This window comes from Kocuria sp. p3-SID1428, assembly GCF_025149945.1.
Classification (GTDB): Bacteria; Actinomycetota; Actinomycetes; order Actinomycetales; family Micrococcaceae; genus Kocuria.
This window is the reverse complement of record NZ_JALXVH010000010.1, coordinates 16,306-33,938: the sequence shown is the minus strand read 5'-3', so window position 1 is coordinate 33,938 and position 17,633 is coordinate 16,306. Positions and strand designations below refer to the sequence as shown.

The 17,633-nt window shown below is 67.7% G+C and carries 15 protein-coding genes and 4 pseudogenes; 6 read left to right on the top strand and 13 right to left on the bottom strand.

All coding sequences use genetic code 11. The features are described 5' to 3' along the window. Positions 1-173: 173 nt before the first annotated feature. From M3E84_RS03770 to M3E84_RS03760, 3 genes are all read right to left on the bottom strand, one after another. Positions 174-893: a VIT family protein gene (locus tag M3E84_RS03770; protein WP_236863903.1), complete on the bottom strand. Its 720-nt coding sequence runs from the start codon at positions 891-893 to the stop codon at positions 174-176. 82 nt (positions 894-975) lie between these two features. Beyond that, positions 976-2,208, bottom strand: coding sequence for a cytochrome P450 (locus M3E84_RS03765; RefSeq protein ID WP_259894650.1), 1,233 nt, complete (start codon positions 2,206-2,208; stop codon positions 976-978). Positions 2,209-2,332: 124 nt separating this feature from the next. Next, positions 2,333-2,722, bottom strand: a complete 390-nt coding sequence (locus M3E84_RS03760; protein ID WP_259894649.1) for a heavy metal-responsive transcriptional regulator — start codon at positions 2,720-2,722, stop codon at positions 2,333-2,335. 106 nt (positions 2,723-2,828) lie between these two features. On the opposite strand from M3E84_RS03760, the gene merA reads away from it, so the two are divergent. Beyond that, entirely contained in the window at positions 2,829-4,253 is a 1,425-nt protein-coding gene (gene merA / locus M3E84_RS03755) for a mercury(II) reductase (RefSeq protein WP_259894687.1), read from the top strand. A 370-nt stretch (positions 4,254-4,623) separates the two neighbouring features. Here merA and M3E84_RS03750 read toward each other — a convergent pair whose 3' ends face one another. From M3E84_RS03750 to M3E84_RS03715, 8 genes and pseudogenes are all read right to left on the bottom strand, one after another. Continuing rightward, a complete protein-coding gene (locus M3E84_RS03750) occupies positions 4,624-5,511 on the bottom strand; it encodes a hypothetical protein (RefSeq protein WP_038989747.1) in 888 nt (295 codons plus the stop codon). 412 nt (positions 5,512-5,923) lie between these two features. Beyond that, positions 5,924-6,385 (bottom strand): annotated as a pseudogene (locus tag M3E84_RS12470) (relaxase/mobilization nuclease domain-containing protein); the annotation flags it as partial. After that, the gene (locus M3E84_RS03740; protein ID WP_259894648.1) at positions 6,382-6,972 is read right to left on the bottom strand and encodes a hypothetical protein; all 591 of its coding nucleotides are present in this window, start codon (positions 6,970-6,972) and stop codon (positions 6,382-6,384) included. The pseudogene M3E84_RS12470 and the gene M3E84_RS03740, both read right to left, overlap by 4 nt. After that, a complete protein-coding gene (locus M3E84_RS03735; protein WP_053446999.1) occupies positions 6,969-8,390 on the bottom strand; it encodes a Rep family protein in 1,422 nt (473 codons plus the stop codon). The genes M3E84_RS03740 and M3E84_RS03735 overlap by 4 nt, the downstream gene beginning before the upstream one ends. A gap of 318 nt (positions 8,391-8,708) precedes the next feature. Then, complete coding sequence (locus M3E84_RS03730) at positions 8,709-8,957, bottom strand: helix-turn-helix domain-containing protein (protein ID WP_259894647.1); 249 nt, start codon at positions 8,955-8,957, stop codon at positions 8,709-8,711. Continuing rightward, the gene (locus M3E84_RS03725; RefSeq protein ID WP_006215449.1) at positions 8,957-9,169 is read right to left on the bottom strand and encodes a hypothetical protein; all 213 of its coding nucleotides are present in this window, start codon (positions 9,167-9,169) and stop codon (positions 8,957-8,959) included. Before M3E84_RS03725 ends, M3E84_RS03730 begins: the two co-directional genes overlap by 1 nt. A gap of 181 nt (positions 9,170-9,350) precedes the next feature. Further along, positions 9,351-10,787 (bottom strand): recombinase family protein, encoded by a 1,437-nt coding sequence (locus M3E84_RS03720; RefSeq protein ID WP_259894646.1) that lies wholly within the window; start codon positions 10,785-10,787, stop codon positions 9,351-9,353. Positions 10,788-10,832: 45 nt separating this feature from the next. Further along, a pseudogene (locus M3E84_RS03715) lies at positions 10,833-11,081 on the bottom strand (LLM class flavin-dependent oxidoreductase); the annotation flags it as partial. A gap of 134 nt (positions 11,082-11,215) precedes the next feature. Here M3E84_RS03715 and M3E84_RS03710 point away from each other — a divergent pair. Both M3E84_RS03710 and M3E84_RS03705 read left to right on the top strand, forming a co-directional pair. Beyond that, the gene (locus tag M3E84_RS03710; RefSeq protein ID WP_259894645.1) at positions 11,216-12,496 is read left to right on the top strand and encodes a DUF2254 domain-containing protein; all 1,281 of its coding nucleotides are present in this window, start codon (positions 11,216-11,218) and stop codon (positions 12,494-12,496) included. Then, positions 12,493-13,404 carry a mechanosensitive ion channel family protein gene (locus M3E84_RS03705; RefSeq protein WP_259894644.1) on the top strand — a complete coding sequence of 304 codons (912 nt, stop codon included), beginning with the start codon at positions 12,493-12,495 and terminating at the stop codon, positions 13,402-13,404. Before M3E84_RS03710 ends, M3E84_RS03705 begins: the two co-directional genes overlap by 4 nt. Before the next feature lie 214 nt (positions 13,405-13,618). Here the strand turns inward: M3E84_RS03705 and M3E84_RS03700 are convergent, their stop codons facing one another. Further along, complete coding sequence (locus M3E84_RS03700) at positions 13,619-14,035, bottom strand: GNAT family N-acetyltransferase (protein WP_396415554.1); 417 nt, start codon at positions 14,033-14,035, stop codon at positions 13,619-13,621. A 292-nt stretch (positions 14,036-14,327) separates the two neighbouring features. Between M3E84_RS03700 and M3E84_RS03695 the strand changes: the two genes are divergently transcribed. Beyond that, positions 14,328-15,194, top strand: coding sequence for a hypothetical protein (locus tag M3E84_RS03695; RefSeq protein WP_259894642.1), 867 nt, complete (start codon positions 14,328-14,330; stop codon positions 15,192-15,194). Positions 15,195-15,564: 370 nt separating this feature from the next. Here M3E84_RS03695 and M3E84_RS03690 read toward each other — a convergent pair. Further along, positions 15,565-16,625: pseudogene (locus M3E84_RS03690) on the bottom strand (IS3 family transposase). On the opposite strand from M3E84_RS03690, the pseudogene M3E84_RS12465 reads away from it, so the two are divergent. Next, positions 16,624-17,136: pseudogene (locus tag M3E84_RS12465) on the top strand (molybdopterin-dependent oxidoreductase); the annotation flags it as partial. The pseudogenes M3E84_RS03690 and M3E84_RS12465 sit on opposite strands and share 2 nt — an antisense overlap. A 56-nt stretch (positions 17,137-17,192) precedes the next feature. Continuing rightward, positions 17,193-17,612, top strand: coding sequence for a hypothetical protein (locus M3E84_RS03685; RefSeq protein WP_259894641.1), 420 nt, complete (start codon positions 17,193-17,195; stop codon positions 17,610-17,612). Positions 17,613-17,633: the final 21 nt, after the last annotated feature.

Below are 17,633 nucleotides of genomic sequence, written 5' to 3'. Positions count from 1 at the left end.
TTCGGTTCTGGTTCCTTGGACATCTCTTAAGTTACGCAGAACCGAGCGAACTTCCCTTGCCGTGGATCAAGAACCACGGAGAATCTCCGTTGCGGCGGCCAGGCCCTGGTGATGCACGGCAATTTCCAGGACCAGAGACTGGATGCACGGCGAAGGAAGCGACCTGGGGAGTGTCAAACAGCAAGCCCGAATAGGGATCCGACAACGTATGTCAGCGCCAGTCCGAGAGCGCCGCCGATGACCAGGCGCAGGCTCGACCTGAGCGGTGAAGTGCCCGACAGTCTCGCGGAGATGTGACCGGTCAGGGCCAGAACGATGAGAGTCACGACTGTGACCACAACGGCGTCAGTCCCCGAGGGGGCGAAGAAGACCGAGATCATGGGCAGCAGGGCTCCGAGCACGAATGCCACCGCCGACGACAGCGCCGCCGTGATCGGGTTCGTCAAGTCCTCCGCATCGAGGCCGAGCTCAAGTTGCAGGTGAGCGGCCAGGGGGTCGCTGGCACCGATCTCGGTAGCAGCCTTATCAGCGGTGTCCCTGGTGATGCCATACCCCTGGAGGATGCCGGACAGCTCGGCGTGTTCGGCCTGCGGATCATCGGCGAGCTCGGCGCGCTCCTTGTTGATCAAGACCTTCTCGGTGTCCCGCTGGGCGGAGACGGAAACGTACTCACCCAACGCCATCGAGACCGCACCGGCAACGGTCGAGGCCAACCCGGCGACGAAGACCGCAGTGTCACCGGCGCCGCTGGCGATCACTCCCAGCAACAAGGCGGCAACGGAGACGATGCCATCGTTGGCGCCGAGCACTCCGGCGCGCAGTGCGTTGAGTTTGGCGTGGTGGCTTGGTGCGTGCGGTTCACCGCTGTGCCCGGACTCAGGCGGGACAGTCATTCGACGATCCTCCTCCCAATGTCGGTCAGCTTCCAACCCCACGTCCTCATCCTGGCCATGATGGCCACGGCCGGTTGTGTCGTCACCGCAGGCGCAGCGGAGCGGCGGCAAAGCCACCGACGGGCGGCAGCGCGCGCTGTCGGCGCCTGTCCGGATTGGGTTCGATCGTGACCGTCGTCTCGAGGACGGCCCGGGTCAGTGCCCGCAGTTCGAGGGTCGCGAGCGGGCGACCAGGACAGACGTGTTTCCCGATACCGTACACGAGGTTGTAGGGCGCATTACCAAGGGGATCGAATGCGTCCGGGTCACCGAACATCTGCGGATCCCGATTGGCGGATGCCCAGTTGAGGAAGACTCGTTCGCCGGCGGCGAGCTCACGGCCGCCGACCGTGACGGGCTCGGTGGTGATGCGTCGGTTCGCCACGAAGGGATCATCAATTCGCAGGATCTCATCGAGGATCGCGTTGAACTCCCGATCGGACACTCCGGAGCGCAGCCGGGCTTGCACGTGCGAGTGGTCGGCGAGGTAGGTCAGAATCACGCCCGTGCAGAGGGCGATCGACCCCAGGTCGCCACCCGTCCAGTTGCGCAGGATCGAGACGATCTCTTCGTCGGTCAGCTCGCGGCCGTTGACACGGTCGCGGAGAAGCTCGGTGGTGACATCGTCGGGTGCGGCGTCACCAGCCTCGCGGCGAGCGTCGATGAGGGACCGGATGATGGCATCGAAGCGCTGGGCGACTTCCGCGGTGCGCGCCCCATCTCGTGAGCGAGTGGCTGCATGGTTGTCCGCCATCCACTGCAGGAGCTCGCCCTCGAGGTCGAGGGGCCACCCGAGCCAGGCGCTTTGCGCGCGCACCGCAAAGCGAGCGCCGACCTCGACTGCGTCGATGGGCCCGGGAACGTCGAATTGCGAGACGAGTTCGGCCGCGACTCGCTGCACCGCAGGCTCCAAGGCTGTCATCCGTTTCCGAGTGAAGTAGCGATCCACGAGAGCTCGGAACTCCGTGTGCGTGGCCTCGTCCAAGCCGTTGGGCACCTGGAGGTGGCGGGACACCGCGTTGGAGAAAACTTGATGATCCAGGGCGGCAGCAGTGACATCAGCATGCGAAAACAGCGTCCAGGCACCACTCGCCCCGCGCGCGACGGGACATCGCGATCGCATCTCGTCGTAGGCGGAAACGGGATCGCGACGAACCCGCGGACCCCGCGGATTCCAATCGGGGAGAGGATCCTTGATCGCCTTCGGTGGCGCCACGGCGCCGGGACTCAGGCGGGTGCCGGGGGTGACCTCGTCGGTCGGCATGTGATTGGTCATGCATCCAACCTACCCGCGGAGCCGGAAACTTCGGGAGCGGGGCTGCGCGTACCCCGGCGGGTGTTGGCGGGCTGTCCTAGCGCATGTTCGTGTTATGGCTCTCGTTTTCTCGGTCCGCGTCCCTCTACAGGTACCGGCAGACCTGGTCTGGGCTGCATGTGACGGGGTCCGGGTGCGCGGCGTCGTGCCGGAGGTCGGCGATGGTGCCGTGCAGGGCGGTGAGCTGGGCGATCTGCTGCTCGATCTCGGCCAGGCGCGCGTCGAGGAGGTCTCGCACGTGCTCGCAGGGCGCGTGGCCGCTGTCGCGGATGTCGAGGATTTGGCGGATCTGGGCGAGGGTGAGGCCTGCGGCCTGGCCACGGTGAACGAAGTCGATCCGGGCGACGGCGTCGGGCGCGTAGTCGCGGTACCCGGATGGCGTCCGGTCGGCCGGGGGCAGCAGTCCCTGCTCTTCGTAGAACCGGAGCGTCTTCGAGGTGGTGCCCGCGCGTTCGGCGAGTTCTCCGATGCGCATTGCGGCCTCCGATCATTCGGCAGGGGCCACGCTTGACCTTCCCCTGCACTGGAAGGTCCAGTATGGCTGAAACGGAACAGAAGTCCAAGCCTTGACGGGAGCAGCGATGCCTACGAAGTACGATCTCGCCATCATCGGATCGGGCGGCGGAGCGTTCGCCGCCGCGATACGCGCGACCATGCTCGGGAAGTCGGTGGTGATGATCGAGCGTGGCACGCTCGGCGGCACCTGCGTGAACACGGGCTGCGTGCCGTCGAAGGCCCTCATCGCCGCCGCCGATGCACGGCACGTCGCCGCCGACGCCGCCGACCGGTTCCCGGGGATCGCGACGACGGCAGGCCCAGTGGACATGCCCGCGCTGATCGCCGGGAAGCAGGCGTTGGTCGAGACGATGCGGGGCGAGAAGTACGCCGACGTCGCCGATTCATACGGGTGGCACGTCCGGCGGGGAGACGCCGGGTTCGCGGGCACCCCGGACGCGCCGGTGTTGGAGGTCACCGCCGCAGACGGAGCGGTCGAGACGATCGAGGCCGAGCACTACCTGGTCGCCACCGGTGCGCGGCCGTGGGCTCCGCCGATCGACGGCCTGGACGAGGCCGGGTACCTGACCTCGACCACGGCGATGGACCTGACCGAGGTCCCCGAGTCGATGCTGGTGCTCGGCGGCGGCTACGTTGCCCTGGAGCAGGCGCAGCTGTTCGCCCGCCTCGGCTCCCAGGTCACCGTGCTGGTGCGGTCCCGGCTCGCGTCGAAGGAGGAGCCGGAGGTGTCCCGGACACTGCAGGAGGTGTTCGCCGACGAGGGCATCCGGGTGGTCCGCCGCGCGGTGCCGACCCGGGTGTCCCGGGACGCGGCGACCGGGCAGGTCGTGGTTACCGCGGACGTGTCCGGCGGCTCGCAGGAGTTCCGCGCCGACCAGGTGCTCGTCGCCCTCGGACGCCGTCCCGTCACCGACGGCTTGAACCTCGATGCGGTCGGGGTGAAGACCGGGGACTCCGGCGAGGTGGTCGTCTCCGACCATCTGCAGTCGTCGAACCCGCGGATCTGGGCCGCGGGCGACGTGACCGGGCACCCGGAGTTCGTCTACGTCGCGGCCCACCACGGCACCCTCGTTGCCGAGAACGCGTTCGCCGACGCCGACCGGTCCGTCGACTACTCCCATCTGCCGCGGGTGACGTTCACCGGACCGGCGATCGGCGCGGTCGGGATGACCGAGAAGGAGGTCGTCGCCGCGGGGATCCGCTGCGACTGCCGCGTGCTGCCCCTGGAGTATGTGCCCCGGGCGGTGATCAACCGCGACACCCGCGGGTTCATCAAGATCGTCGTGAACGCCGATACGAGCGAGATCCTCGGCCTCACCGCCGTCGCCAAGGACGCCGGGGAACTCGCCGCCGCAGGCGTCCACGTGCTCGGCAAGACCATCGCCGAAGTCGCCGACGACTGGGCCCCCTACCTGACCATGACCGAAGGCATCCGGATCGCCGCGAAGTCCTTCACCACCGACCCGTCACTGCTCTCGTGCTGCGCATGAACGGCAACGCATGCAATCGGGGAGATCTCATCCGGAAGAGGTGCAGACGATGAGCGCCGATCACGACCGCGACGAACGGCGCGCCGGTCCCATCGTCGCCGCAGGGACCGGGCTGCTCCTACTGGCATGCTGCGCGCTTCCGTTGCTGCTCTGCTGCGGCCTGCCGCTCATCGCGGCGGGCGGAGCACTCGCAGGCGTCGGAGGGCTCCTCGGCAATCCCTGGATCATCGGTGCCGGGATCGCCGTCGCGATGGCCGTCACGGCCGGGATGCTCGTCAGGCTACGGCGGCGGCACCGAGGCCGCAGGACTGGCTGCTGCGAAAATCCTTCGACTGCTGATCGGAACCGGTAGCTCGATCGGATCCAGCCATCACCGCCAACGGGGCCACCTCGGCATCCCGCGGCCCTTCCAGGTCTCCACGAGACCGGCGACCCAGCGGACGGACGCGAAGAGTCCGTAGCCGGCCCCGGCGAGGCCCATGGAGACCACGAGCCAGCGACCGATCCCGAGCCACACGCTCCCGTCCACGTCGAGGGCCCACTGAGCGCCCGTGATAAGCCCGGCGACGGCCATCCAAACACCCGCGACGATCACTGCGACCGGCAGCAGCGCGAGGCACATCGACGCGGCGACAGACCAAAGCTGACGGGCCTCCAGCTTCGCCGTTGTGGCGATGATCTTTTCGGCCCGCTCGTTCGCGGCGTCAATCTTGGCTGTTGCCACGGCCCCGGCGTCGGCAGCGGCCCTCTCGATCGACTGCACAGCCTGATCCCGGGCCGTGCTGATCGCACTCGTCGCCTCGGCGCTGGCTTGGGTGATCGACTCCCGCCAGGCCTTCTGCGCACCGTTCGCGGCCCGCTCGAACTTAGCCCGGCTCTCATCGAGATGCTTGGCGGCAGCCTCGGACTTAGAGGCTGAGCCCTTCAGACTCTCCCCGTTGAGGTTCACGCTCATACCCGCGAGAGTGGACGCGATTCCGGCGAGCAGTTCGCTGTTCTCGTTCGACTCCGGCGGCGGCGACGTTGAGGTCAGCTGATGCGAGATCGCGGAGAGCTGCTTCTCCTGCTCCTCGCTGTCCACCTTCACGAACCCCGCGAGCTTCTTCTGCTGCTCGGTCAGCGTGGCGATCCTCGTATTCTGCGCCTCGACGGCGGCGAGGATCGAGGTCAACAGCTCCATCGTCTCCGGACTGCCGAGCGGTTGCGGCGACTGCACGGGCCCGTTCTGCTGCTTCAGCCTGTCGAGTGCTGCGCTCATGTTCCTGCTCCTTCTGCTGCTGGTGGTAGTCGAAGAACGCCTGCGCGCCCTCCGGGGTGAAGTCCGCCGAGAGTGCGCTCGTGCGCTTGCGGCGCTCGGCACGCCCGGACTCGCCGCGGCGGTCCTCGATGTAGAGCGTCCAGGTCTCCTGCCCGGCGCGTTTGCCCTTCTTGCTGACGGGGCTGTGCAGCCGCATCCGTGGCACCCGATCCCCGTCATCACCGAGCTGCTGGTTCTGCTCCTCGATCACCGAGACCAGACCGGCCTTGTCCACCGCGCGGGGATCGGCCAGCGCCGCACTCATCCGGTCGCCCATCTCGCGGTCGAGCGACCCCTCGGCGAAGTCTTCGCGGCGCAGCTCCCAGTCCTTCGGCGCGTGCTCCAGCCGCTTCACGACCGAGAGCCCGTGCTCGCGCATCAGCTCGTCGTTCGCCGACTGCACGCCCTTCTGATTCCCGGCCTTGCGGTCGTGGAACGTGCGATAGTCCGAGAGCGCCTTTCCCGTGCGGTTGTTGTGATTGAGAACCAAAATATGGTTGTGCGGCTTCTTTCCCCGCCCATCCACATGACTGACGACGAGGCAGTCGGAATCCGGGTGCATCTTCTTGGCGAGCTGGTAGCCCAGGTCGTTCACCCGCTGCACGTGTTCGGGGTTCTTCGGGTCGAACTCCTCGTCGCTGAACGACTGGCGGTAGTGCAGCGCCTCGACCTCGCGCGTCGTGTTCTGCGTGAGCGCCCGAGCGCGCGCCGAGAACGCGCCGGGGCCTCCCGGCACATCGCACGTGATCGCGACGCCCCGCTCGTCCTCCTTGCCCCGGATATAGCGCTCCGTGTCGGCGGCGCTGGCGCTCGGGCTGTAGTGCGTCGTGCTCATGACGCCGTCCGATCACCGAGCAGGGCGCGGACCTCGCGCAGCAGCTCGATCAGCTCGGGCACCTCCGACGACAGCGCCACCGCCTCACCGGCACGTGCTCGGTGGTCCAGGTCGTTGACGTTGATCGCCAGCGGGCGGATCTGCGCGGCCAGCTCGCGCGCGTCCGCCGACACCTGCGCGCGCGCCTCGACGCCGAGCAGGTGCGCGGCCACGGCGGCGTCCAACTCCTCGCTCCGAGAGGCGTGGAGGGCATCGCGCACGACGGCCCGCACCCACGTGCTCGGAGCCAGCCCGAGCCGCTTCGCACGAGTGCGAAGCGCCGCGAGCGTGGCCTCTCCGAAGTCGGTATCGAGCTTCGCGCGGCCCCCACGACGACGCTTCGCGCCGCCGTGACTCTGCCGCACAGCCTCCGCATCAGCCCGACCCGTGTTCACCTGGGAGTCGGTCTGCTGCTCCACCTGTACGCCAGAGTGGCAAGCAGTAGGCATGTCGAACACATCGCTGACGCTCGTGTCCTCCATGCCTGCTTGCGAGGGGCCTCCGGCCCCCTCGACCCCCTGGAAGAGCGCGTCCAGTTCGGTGCTCATGCGGCACCTCCGATCAGTGCCAGCGGCACGTCCGGACTCCGCACGGCGAGCCCGCTCAGCAGCTCCGCGACCGCGCCGTCCGCGTCGTGGTCGGCCGAGGTCTCCGGACCGTAGGTCAGTTCCCGCGACCCGGCGTTCCGGTGGTACGCGTTCCCGTACATGCCGGGCGTGTGCGCGGCGGCCGGAACGCTGCACTGATGCCACTCGTAGGGCTCGATCCTTCCGATGTGCTGCACGAGGTAGCGGTTGATCTCGTCGGCACGGTAGACCTTCACGACCGAGGCCAGGCGGCGGATGAACTGGTCCAGCGCCTCGTCCACGTTGCCCTTCTGACGGGCGTAGTAGAAGAACTCGACGGGCTCGATCGTCGCAGTGATGACGATGAGACGCGGGGCCACCTCGCCCTTGTTCTTATAGCGCGCCTTCGCCGGGGAGGCGTTGTACGGATCGAGCAGCAGCAGCCAGTCGTTCGCGTCCATCGCCGAGGCGCGCAGATCGTCGAGCAGCAGCACTTCCTCCCCGCGCCAGTCATCGAGGGGGTTCCCCGTGGCGGCCCGGTAGACCTGCCACCGCTCGCCGTGGGCGTTCGCCGCGTTGATCGCCTCGGTGATGAAGTCCGTGGCGAACCGGGTCTTGCCGATACCGGCATCCCCGTGCACGAATACCACGTGCGTCGAGAACTCACCGGCGCGGAGCTTCGCCGCCGCCCGGTACGCGCGGCGTTGACCGTAGGCGGACAGGGCATCGTCGATCTCCCGCTGATGCCGCGAGTAGATGTCGAACAGTTCATCGGTAAGCATGATCTGATCGCGCGTGATCTCGCCCTGGAGCACGCGCTCGCGCATGTCCTCGAAGTTCTCGGCGACGACCTTCTTCTTCACGTGGGCGCGACCCTTGAGCCACGTCTCCCGGCGCTGGGCGTCGATGCCGAGGTAGTCCGGCCCGCGCACCGTGGCGACCTCCGAAGGCGCGTACTGGTGCTTGTCCGCGTACTTCACGTGCGTCAGGTACGAGAGCATGTTGTCGAAGGCGTACCGCCCGCGACCGGGCTTCTCGACGTACTGCGGTTCGACGCCGATGCCAAACGCGAGCCGATCCAGAGGCGCGCTCTTCGCGCGGCTGGCGAACTTGATCACCGCGTGCAGGTGATCCGGCTTCGGCTCGACCACGAGGGTCTTCTCGGTGTCGCTCCAGACCTCGCGCTCGTCCTTGTCGTGCACGATGCCGTAGGCCTCGACGACCTCACAGCCGATCGCCTCGAGCCGCTGCACCACGTAGGCGAGGATCGCCCCGGCTCCCTGCTGGAGCAGCGCGGCCCCGTTCGCGTCCTCGGCGGCCCAGGTCCAGTACGACGGATCGAGGTACTGCGTGAGCCCGATGCTCGTCGGGTTGTTCTCCTGCTTAGCCACGGCGACCACCGCCCAGGACGTCGGAAGGAGCGTGCGGCGCCTTAAATGACCCCCTATTGACCCCCAAATGATCCTGCGGGGTCACGCGGTGGAGCGAAGGCGAAACCGGCAGCTGACCAGGCATGTTGTTGCATGGCGCGGCAATCGACAAGCCCTTGCCGCGCCCGTAGGAACGGATGAGGCTTCCAGAACTCTTGGAGTGCGGAGCACGGATGAGGACGGGCATCACGACGACGGGCAGCCCGCCTCCGGCGGATGCCAGGCCAGGCCCATCGGTCGGGCTGGTCAGGTCAGCGGGAGCGGTGGCGCTGGTGCGTTCGGCGGCGTTCATCGGGCACCACCCTTGCGGTAACGCTTGATGACGGCCTGATGCGTGACGCCGAGGGCGTCGCCGATCTTGGCCCAGGTCACCCCGTCGGCGCGGGCATCGGCGACGGCGATCTCGACGGCCTCCTCCAGCACGGAGCGGAGCACGCCGAGGTCGTAGAGCTGGGCCTCGCCATCGGCGAGGGACGGGTCGCCCTGTCGCCAGCGGAAGCTGGTCAGGTGATCGAAGGCGGCGGAGTTCGCGCTCATCAGCGACCACCGCCCATCACGGCGGCGACGGCGGCGCGCTGTCGCGGCGTCAGCGGAGTGAGTGCCAGGCGCTCACCGGCTCGGCGACCGGCGGCGCGGGCGGCGGCGATGACGGGATCGAGCCCATCAGCATGCGGAACGGGAGACGAGTCCTGATCGAGAGCAGGGCAGTCCAGCGCGGATGCGCGGGGAACGTCGATAACGACAGACATCGGAAGTCCTCAGATATGAGTATCTTCCGGTTCCCCGCCACGGTAGTTGGGCTGTTTGACCGGCTACTCATCCGGGAGCAGAACCCCGCGCTTCTAAGTCGCGGCCCCGGTGGGATCTTCTTGTCTGCAACCACTCTCCCACGAGTCGACTCACCAGTCCACTGACGAGTTGACTCATGAGTCAGTCGCGACGCGGCTCTATACGAATGAGGTCGGGGTCGAACTTCACGTGACCGGGCGCGATGGGCTCGATGGTCACCGTCACCAGCTCGTCCACGAGCATCCGGCGGCGGTCCACGTCCAACGTCTTCCACTTCGCCTCGACCACCTCGCGGCGCTCCGCGGTGCCGACCGGCTCGTCCACGTCCGCGAGCAACTTCGCCGCCACCGACACCGAACGGTCGAGCAGCTCCGCGTCGATCTCATCGATGCGGGCCTTCACGTCGTTGATCGCCGCCGTGATCTCCAGGACCGGCTGATGGATGTCACGCAGCAGCGGGCTCAGCTCCTTCACCCGCTCGACCAGGGCGTTCCGCTCCGTCAGCAACTCCTCGTGATCTGGCCCATCGTCCTCCTGCGGCATCACGAGGTTGTGCACATCCACCGAGGACAAGCGGGTGAGCACCGCCTCGGTCACCATCGCATCGACGGGCTCGCGCTGGCGGGTGAGATGGAACTGCTCGCCGCAGCGGTACGTCGGCTGCTTGCGACTGTTCGTCCCGGAGACGAGCGTCGCACCGCACTTCCCGCACAGCCCGATCGTCGACAGAAGGTACTTCGGCTGGTTACCCTGCCTCGCCGACCTCCGCACGTTGTCCTCCAGCTTCGCCACCGCGGCCCGCCACGTTTGCTCGCCGACGATGGGCGGGAACGCCTCGCCCTGCACCGGGTACAGCTCGCCCGACGCGTAGTGCTTGATGTAGCCAGCGTAGAGCGGGTTCGCGAGCAGGTAGCGCACGGCATCGACGGAGAACTCCGACCCGCGGGCGGTGAGATGACCGGCACCGTTCAGATCCTCGCGGATTCGCCGGATCGACAGCGACGGCTCGCCGAGGAACGCGGCGAAGGCCCGCCGGACGGCGTCGGCCTCCTCCGGGATCAGCTCGCCCTCTCGCGTCCACCCGAACGCCTTCCAGGCGCTCGTCGGGATGCCCTCGAAGCGTCGGCGCTCGTTCGACCTGATCTGACGCTCCGCCTTACGCCTGGCCTCGAACCGGGCCAGTGCCGCGAGCATCGTCGCTCGGAACTCACCGTCGGCCGTCGAGAGGTCGATCTCGCCGTCCACGGTGACGACCCGCAGCCCCAGGTCAATCAAGGTGTTGAGGTCCTTCGTGCTGCGCAGCAGCCGGTCCATGTCCACGGCGACCACCATCGAGAAGCGGCCCGCGCGGGCGTCGTCCAGCATCTCGGCCCAGCGGGTGCCAGCGCGGCGCTTCTTCGTCGCCGACACGGCGTTGTCCTCGTAGACCTCGACGACGTTCCAGTCCTTGGCCTCGGCCAGCGCCCTGATCTTCCTCAGCTGCGTATCGACCGTCCAGCGGTCGCCCTTGCGGTCCATGGAGGCGCGGACGTACGCGGCCACCTCGTTCGTCTTCCTCAGCGCTACCAGTTCGACCATGCAACCAAGCTTACGGAACGAGTGTCACAACCGCGACATGCTCTAGCGCATGTCGATGACGCCGGTGCCCACCTCGATGCGCTGCGTGCGTGCGGCGATGGCGCTGAGCAGCGGCACCGGGGCCGCGCCCTGGCGCGCGAAGTGGTGGACGCGGAAGTACGCGCCGTTGACGCCCATCTCGTCGGCGCCCTCGGCGATCTCGACGGCGTCACGGAGGACCTGACGCGCGTCTGGGTCGCCGGGGCCGCGCCCGGAGCCGTAGTGACCGAAGCTGAGGAATCCGAATGCCTTCATGCCCCCATCAACCTGGTGGACGTGTCAACTATTCCCGGCGGTGGAGGACCCTGACAGCGAGTCGAGTGGCCCGCTCGACGTCATGCCATGATGTTCCGGCACGACTCGAGCTCATAGACCCAGAGGCAGGCGCCATGACGCCCCAGGACGCACGGGAACCCAGCTGGGTTCCGCAGGTCTCGCGCATGTCGTGGTGGCAGCGCCTCTGGGAGCCGTTCTGGGCCGTTCCCTGCGCCATGGCCGTGGCCGCCGTGGCCTTCGGGCTAGGGCTGCCTCTGGTCGACGAGACCGTGTGGCCATGGGCGGCCGTGCTCTTCCAAGGCGGCCCGGACAGCGCCCGCAGCGTGCTGGGCACCATCACCTCGGCCATGATCTCGGTGACCGGTCTGGTCTTCTTCGTCACCATGGTCGTCCTGCAGCTGGCCAGCAGCCAGTTCTCCCCGCGCGTGCTCGGCTCCTTCCTGGACAGCCGCATCACGCAGGTCACGCTGGGCGTGTTCACGGGAACGTTCATCTACTCGCTCACCGTCCTGCGCTCGGTCCGGGGCGCCGCCGAGGGGGACGATGCTTTCGTGCCGCAGCTCGCCACGAGCGCCGCCTACCTCCTGGTGGTCGCCAGCGTCGGCTGCTTCCTGGCCTTCATCCACCACATCACCATGTCGATCCAGGTGCAGGAGGTGGTGGCCCGCACCCTCGCGGCGACGACCACGACCCTGGATCGGATGATCCCCGCCGACCAGCACGAGACCGGGAGGCAGAGCCGCCCGCCGCGGTGGAGCCCTTCGGCCGAGGGCACTCCCACCGACGTCTTCGCGAAGGCCTCGGATCAGCGCATCACCGACATCGACTACCGACGCATCGTCTCGCTGGCCGAGCGCCACGACGTCGTCGTGACCATCGACAAGCAGGTGGGCGACCACGTGGTGACAGGCGTGCCCGTCGCCCAGATCCAGCATGCCGCGGACGCCCCGGTCCCCGACGCCCTTATGGACGACCTGCGCGGCCTGATCACCCTGAACCGCGACCGCTCCCTGCGCCAGGACGTGGCGTTCGGGCTGAGGCAGCTGGTGGACATCGCCGAGCGGGCGCTGTCGCCCGGGATCAACGACCCGACGACGGCGACCCAGGCCATCGAGGCCCTGCACAGCATCCTGCGCCGGGCGGTGCAGCGCCCCGTTCCCAGCGGCCATGCCGCCGACGGCGAAGGGGTGACCCGCCTGATCTACCGCCCTCAGTCCGTCGAGCAGCTGCTGGAGCTGGCCTTCACCGAACTGGCCCACTGGGGCAGTGACTCGACACGCATCCCAGACTGCCTCCGCGAGGTCCTGGATGATCTCGACACCGTCGCGCTCCCGCCATATCGAGGCCCCATCCACCGGATGCGCCGTCTGATCGACGAGAAGGAGAGCCGATGAATGCGCTGCCGCCCGTGACCATGGAGGGCATCCTCTACGGCCTCGCGGTGATCATCGCGGCATGGGTCCTGTCGCGCCTCGTAGGACTCGCGGTGCGGACCCTGCTGCGCTGGCGCCATCGCAGCCCCAGCGCCGCTGCGGTCTTCGGCCGCCTGGCCGGCTGGGCAGTGCTGCTGCTCGGGATCGGCGCCGGACTGACCGTCGCCTTCCCCAGCGTCCGCCCGGTCGACGTGCTCGGCGGCGTCGGCGTGATCTCCATCGCCGCCGGCATCGCCTTCCAGACGGTGCTGGGCAACATGTTCGCTGGCATCGTCCTGGTCAGCCGCGACATCTTCCGCGTCGGCGATCAGATCGCCGTCGCCGACCACGCAGGGACCATCACACGGATCGACGCCACCTCGACGACGCTTCGCACCTTCGACGGCCGCCTGGTCATCGTGCCCAACGGCGTGCTCCACTCGGAGGTCGTGGCCGTGCAGACCGGCTTCGAGCGCATCCGCACGACGGTGGCGGTCGACATCGACGACTCCGCAGACCTCGCCCTGGCCCGGAAGGTGGCCGTCGAGGCGATGGCGGGCCTCCCCTCGGTGCTGGATGAGCCAGCACCGGACGCGCTGCTCAGCGAGGTGGGGACCACCACCGTGCGCATGGAGCTTCGGTTCTGGTCCGGGGCGCTGCAGCTGGAGACACGGGCCGCGCAGCACGACGTGATCCTCGCCGTGCTCGCCGCGCTGCGCGAGCACGACATCAAGACCGGCTCGGACGTCCTGGTGATCGAGCCGGGGCCGCAGGCGCAGTCCCTGCTCCGGGACCCGGAGCACCACGACCAGCAGCGCGAGCACCTGCCCCGCACCTCGAGACCCGCAGCGTCCACGCAGGATCTTCCGCCGGATTCGTCGCGCAGCTGATGCCGCCCCGTGGGCCGCACGGATTCTTCCTGAGAGACCTGCTTGATTCTGAGCCGCACCCGACGGACGAGGCACCGCGAACCCCCTCGGCCTCGACGTCATGACGCCCGGAAGCGGGACTGCCCCAGCCTGGCGATCTGGCTGAGCGTCGGCTGGCGGCCAATGAGGTGCGAGACATGTCTCACTGCAGTCTCGAAACCGAAGCTGCGGGAGGTCACGTCGAACGGTCTCGCCGACGCGGGCTCGGGGGCTCTTCCGCGGGTCTTGACGCATAGCTCGAGACGACATGCCGGCCGCCGGAGATCGGCTGTTCGTCGCCCTCGCTCAGATCGATGGGCATATCGCAGTTCGGGACGCGGACATCCCGCACTCGGTTGTCCGGATTCTCCTGGTCGACGACGAAGCCGAGGCTTTCGAAGACCGGGCGAGCAGGCCTGCTCGCGTGCGTGTCGATCCGGGACATCCTGGCCTGCCGGGCATGATCGAACACCGCCGATACGAAAGCCCGCGCCACCCCGCGACCGCGAGCGTCCGGGTGGACGAACAGCATGTCGAGCAGGCCCCCGTCGCAAAGGTCCGCGAACCCCACGACGCGGCCCTCCAGCTCGGCCACGACCGTCCATGCTCGCATGCGCGCCTTATTCCACGACGTCAGCTCGACGTGGCCACCCTGTCACCTGATCGGGCGGCAGTCCCAGTCTCGACAACCCCTTACCGCGACGGGCACTTTCCGAACCGGCTTTCTGAGACTGAGGAACGCGCAGGAATGCGGGGGCCTCGTCAAGTCTCATCAAGGAGATGTTCATGAGACGGTCCGAGACCACTGGAATGTCGGACCTGCATGGGAACATTGAGCGGGCGGGACATGACGAGCCGCGTGCAGATCGAGGCACGCGGACGTGGGCGGCCGGGGAGGGGAGCACATGGCCATGGAGGCCGAATCATCACAGGAGTGGCTTTCGCCTGGAGCCCTCGATCACCTGAAGGTGAGCTCGGGCGGGCGGTGCTGGTGGTGTCGCGAACGTTCCGCCACCACCGGTGAGCACAAATACAAGCAGACCGACCTCGCCCGGCTGATGGGGGATGATTATCTGGTCTGGGTCGGCGACGGAGATACGCGTGAGATCCGCGGCAAAAGCGGGATCAAGCGCGACCGCTACGGAGTCGTGAAGTTTCCGAAGTCCATGTGCGACACCTGCAACAACGCTCGCTCGCAGCCGTTCGACCGGGCGTACGCCACGTTCTCGACCTACCTCGACTCGAGGCGGGTACGTATCCAGCCAGGGGTTTCCTTCGAGGCGATCTATGGTGACACATGGCGAAAGGACACGCTCGACCTCGCCCGGTACTACGGCAAGCACTTCGGCTGCCGCATGGTCCGCTCCGGCCTGCCGGTCCCCGACTCCCTCCGAGCATTCTTGGACGGAGACGATGACATGCCCGACGCCCACATGGCGCTCGTGACCACAGACTCAGTCCACCGAGTCGTAGGCAGAGGGCTGACGCTGAGCGGGGACTTCGTCTGGACCGATCGTGAACGCACAGAGATCAGAGGGTGCGTGATGGCGGCCTATGTCGGATCAGTCGGTGTCCGATACCAGTGGTGGGCGGAAGAGCAGAGGCCCGAGGGGTGGGATTCTCAGTTCTTCGACTTTCCGATGCCGGTGATCAACTGCTTCAAGGACGAGCAAGACTTGATGGAAGGCAGAACTAGGCCTCCCGGGTGGTTCGCCAGATTATCGCAGTGGCTCAACCGGCCCTCAAGCCACCACAACGCCGAACCAGGCTGATACCGGTCGTAACTACAGGTTCACCCCTTTTCGGTCCACCCCGGTCGCTCGAACCTTGTTGGCGGCGTGGGCTCGGCAGGCGGTGCCAACCACGCGATGCGTTCGTATCCGGTGACTTACTTCGCGAAGCTGCGCGGTCCGCGCTCCTGCTCCGGCTTCGGATGGGGCACCCTCAGGCCCAGCATGCGGCGCATGTGCTCACGCTGTGGCCCTTCCTTCGGGTATGACTCCGATCCTTCTACGGCCCAGAGCTCTTCGAGCTCCCGTCGCATCTCGTCCCTGCGCTCGATCGTGACTCGGTGAGGCTCCTGGCCGGGAACGAAGTCGAGGTCTGTGAAGACGTCTTTGAATCGGTCCGGGTTCTCTGCCGCTACTTTGTGGGTGCGGGCTCTCGGGTGAGGGCCTCGTAGTGCAGCGTCTCGAACTCTACCGGGGTCAGCATCCCCAGGGAGCCGTGGAGGCGGCGGTTGTTGTACCAGTCGACCCAGCCGGCAGTCGCGAACTCGACGTCTGAGAGCGTCCGGAACGGGCCGTGGTGGAAGACGGTGGTGCGGATGCACTCGGTCTTGTAGAGCCCGTTGATCGTCTCCATGAGCGCGTTATCGAACGCATCGCCGACGGTCCCGATCGAGGCAGCGATGCCCTCGAGGTCGAGGTGCTCGGTGCACCGGATCGACGTGTACTGCGATCCGCAGTGGCGTCATGACGAGATCGGTGCGCATGCTCGAGGACGCGTGCCAGCCCACGATCCGCTGAGCGAACACGTCGACGACGAACGCGACGTACACGAACCCGGCCCAGGTGCCGACGTACGTGAAATCGGTGACCCAGACCAGGTTCGCAGCCGGGGCCGTGAAGTCGCGATTGAGCAGGTCACCCGCCCGTTTCCCCTCAGGGCCAGGGATCGTGGTGCGCCGCTTCTTCGCCCGCCGGATGCCCTCGAGGCCGAGGGGGCGCATCGCCCGGTCCACCGCCGCGCGGGAGGTGCCGGCGAGGCGGGCCGGCTGCTTCCAGGACCGGTAGGTGCGTGCAGCGATGCTCAGGCCCTGCTGGGACAGGACGCGCAGGATCGACTCGACTGCGTAGCCCTCGGCACGCATCTCGTCGATGAACGCTCAGATCAGCGGTTTCGGGGCTCGAGCTCCCCGCGAAGAAAATCGAGGCCCGGCGCAGGATCTCATTGTCCTCCCGCAGCCGCTTATTCTCGGCCTTCAACCGTTTGACCTCGACAGACTCCTCGGTCGTGACGCCGGGACGGGTCCCATCACCGACCTCGGCCTGGGCCAGCCAGTGCCGCACGGACTCCCGCGAAACGCCCTCCCGCCGGGAGACCGCGGTAACTGCGGCAGTAAGGGTGGGGTACTCCTGGGAATGGTCCCTGAGGAGCCGCGCGCACCTCGTTCGCAGCTGGGGATCGATCTTCTTCGGCATGCTGTCCATCCTTCCGGACTCAAACAGCAGCGGCATCAAACCCGGGCCGATTCATACTCCGACGGACGCGTTCTACGTTCGCGGACACGGCGAGGTGCCCGAGGTGGATCCTGACGCGTGGCGTCTGCGGATTCACGGTGCGGTTGAACGCGAGCTCGAGCTGTCGTTGTCGATTTTGCGCGAGGTGTTCGCTGAGCGCGAGGTGACCGCTACCCTGCAGTGCGCCGGCAACAGACGTGCGGGACTCATGGCGGTCCGTGACCTCCCTGGCGAGGCGCCGTGGGGACCCGGCGCAACCGGCACGGCGACGTGGAGCGGCATCGTCTTCGCTGACGTGCTCGCGCTCGCCAATCCGCTCCCGGGGGTCGAACACATCGGGTTCGTCGGGGCCGACATCTCCACCGAGGCCCGACCCGCGCAGCGTTTCGGAGGCTCCGTCCCGTTGGCGAAGGCCGTCCGCGCAGAGGTCATCCTGGCGTGGGCGATGAACGGCGAGCCCCTCGCCCCCGTGCACGGCGCCCCGGTGCGCGTGGTCGTCCCGGGCTACATTGGCGCGCGTAGCGTCAAGTGCTCGAGGAGATCGCCGTCCGCAGCACTCCCTGGGCCGGCTACTTCCAAGACGTGGTGTCCCCGGACGACGGTGCCAGGGCCGCCCCGGGCCCGTTGGAGATCCGCGGTTACGCCTTCGCCAGCGGCGAGCGGTCGGTCTCTCGCGTCGACGTCTCGCTGGACCGTGGAGTGACCTGGGAGCCGGCCGAGTTGTTGGACGACCTCGGACCGTGGGCTTGGCGGCATTGGAGGATCGAGGTTGATCTTCACCAAGGTGAGCACCAGATCATTGTTCGCGCATGGGACACCTCGGCCGCCACGCAGCCAGAGGACGAAGCCGCGCTGTGGAACCACAAGTGGTACGTCGACAACGCCCGCCCCCACATCACCGTGCACGCGGTGTCGCCCGATGAGCGCAGCATACAACCTGACGGCTAGGTCCGAACCTCGCGCTGCGAC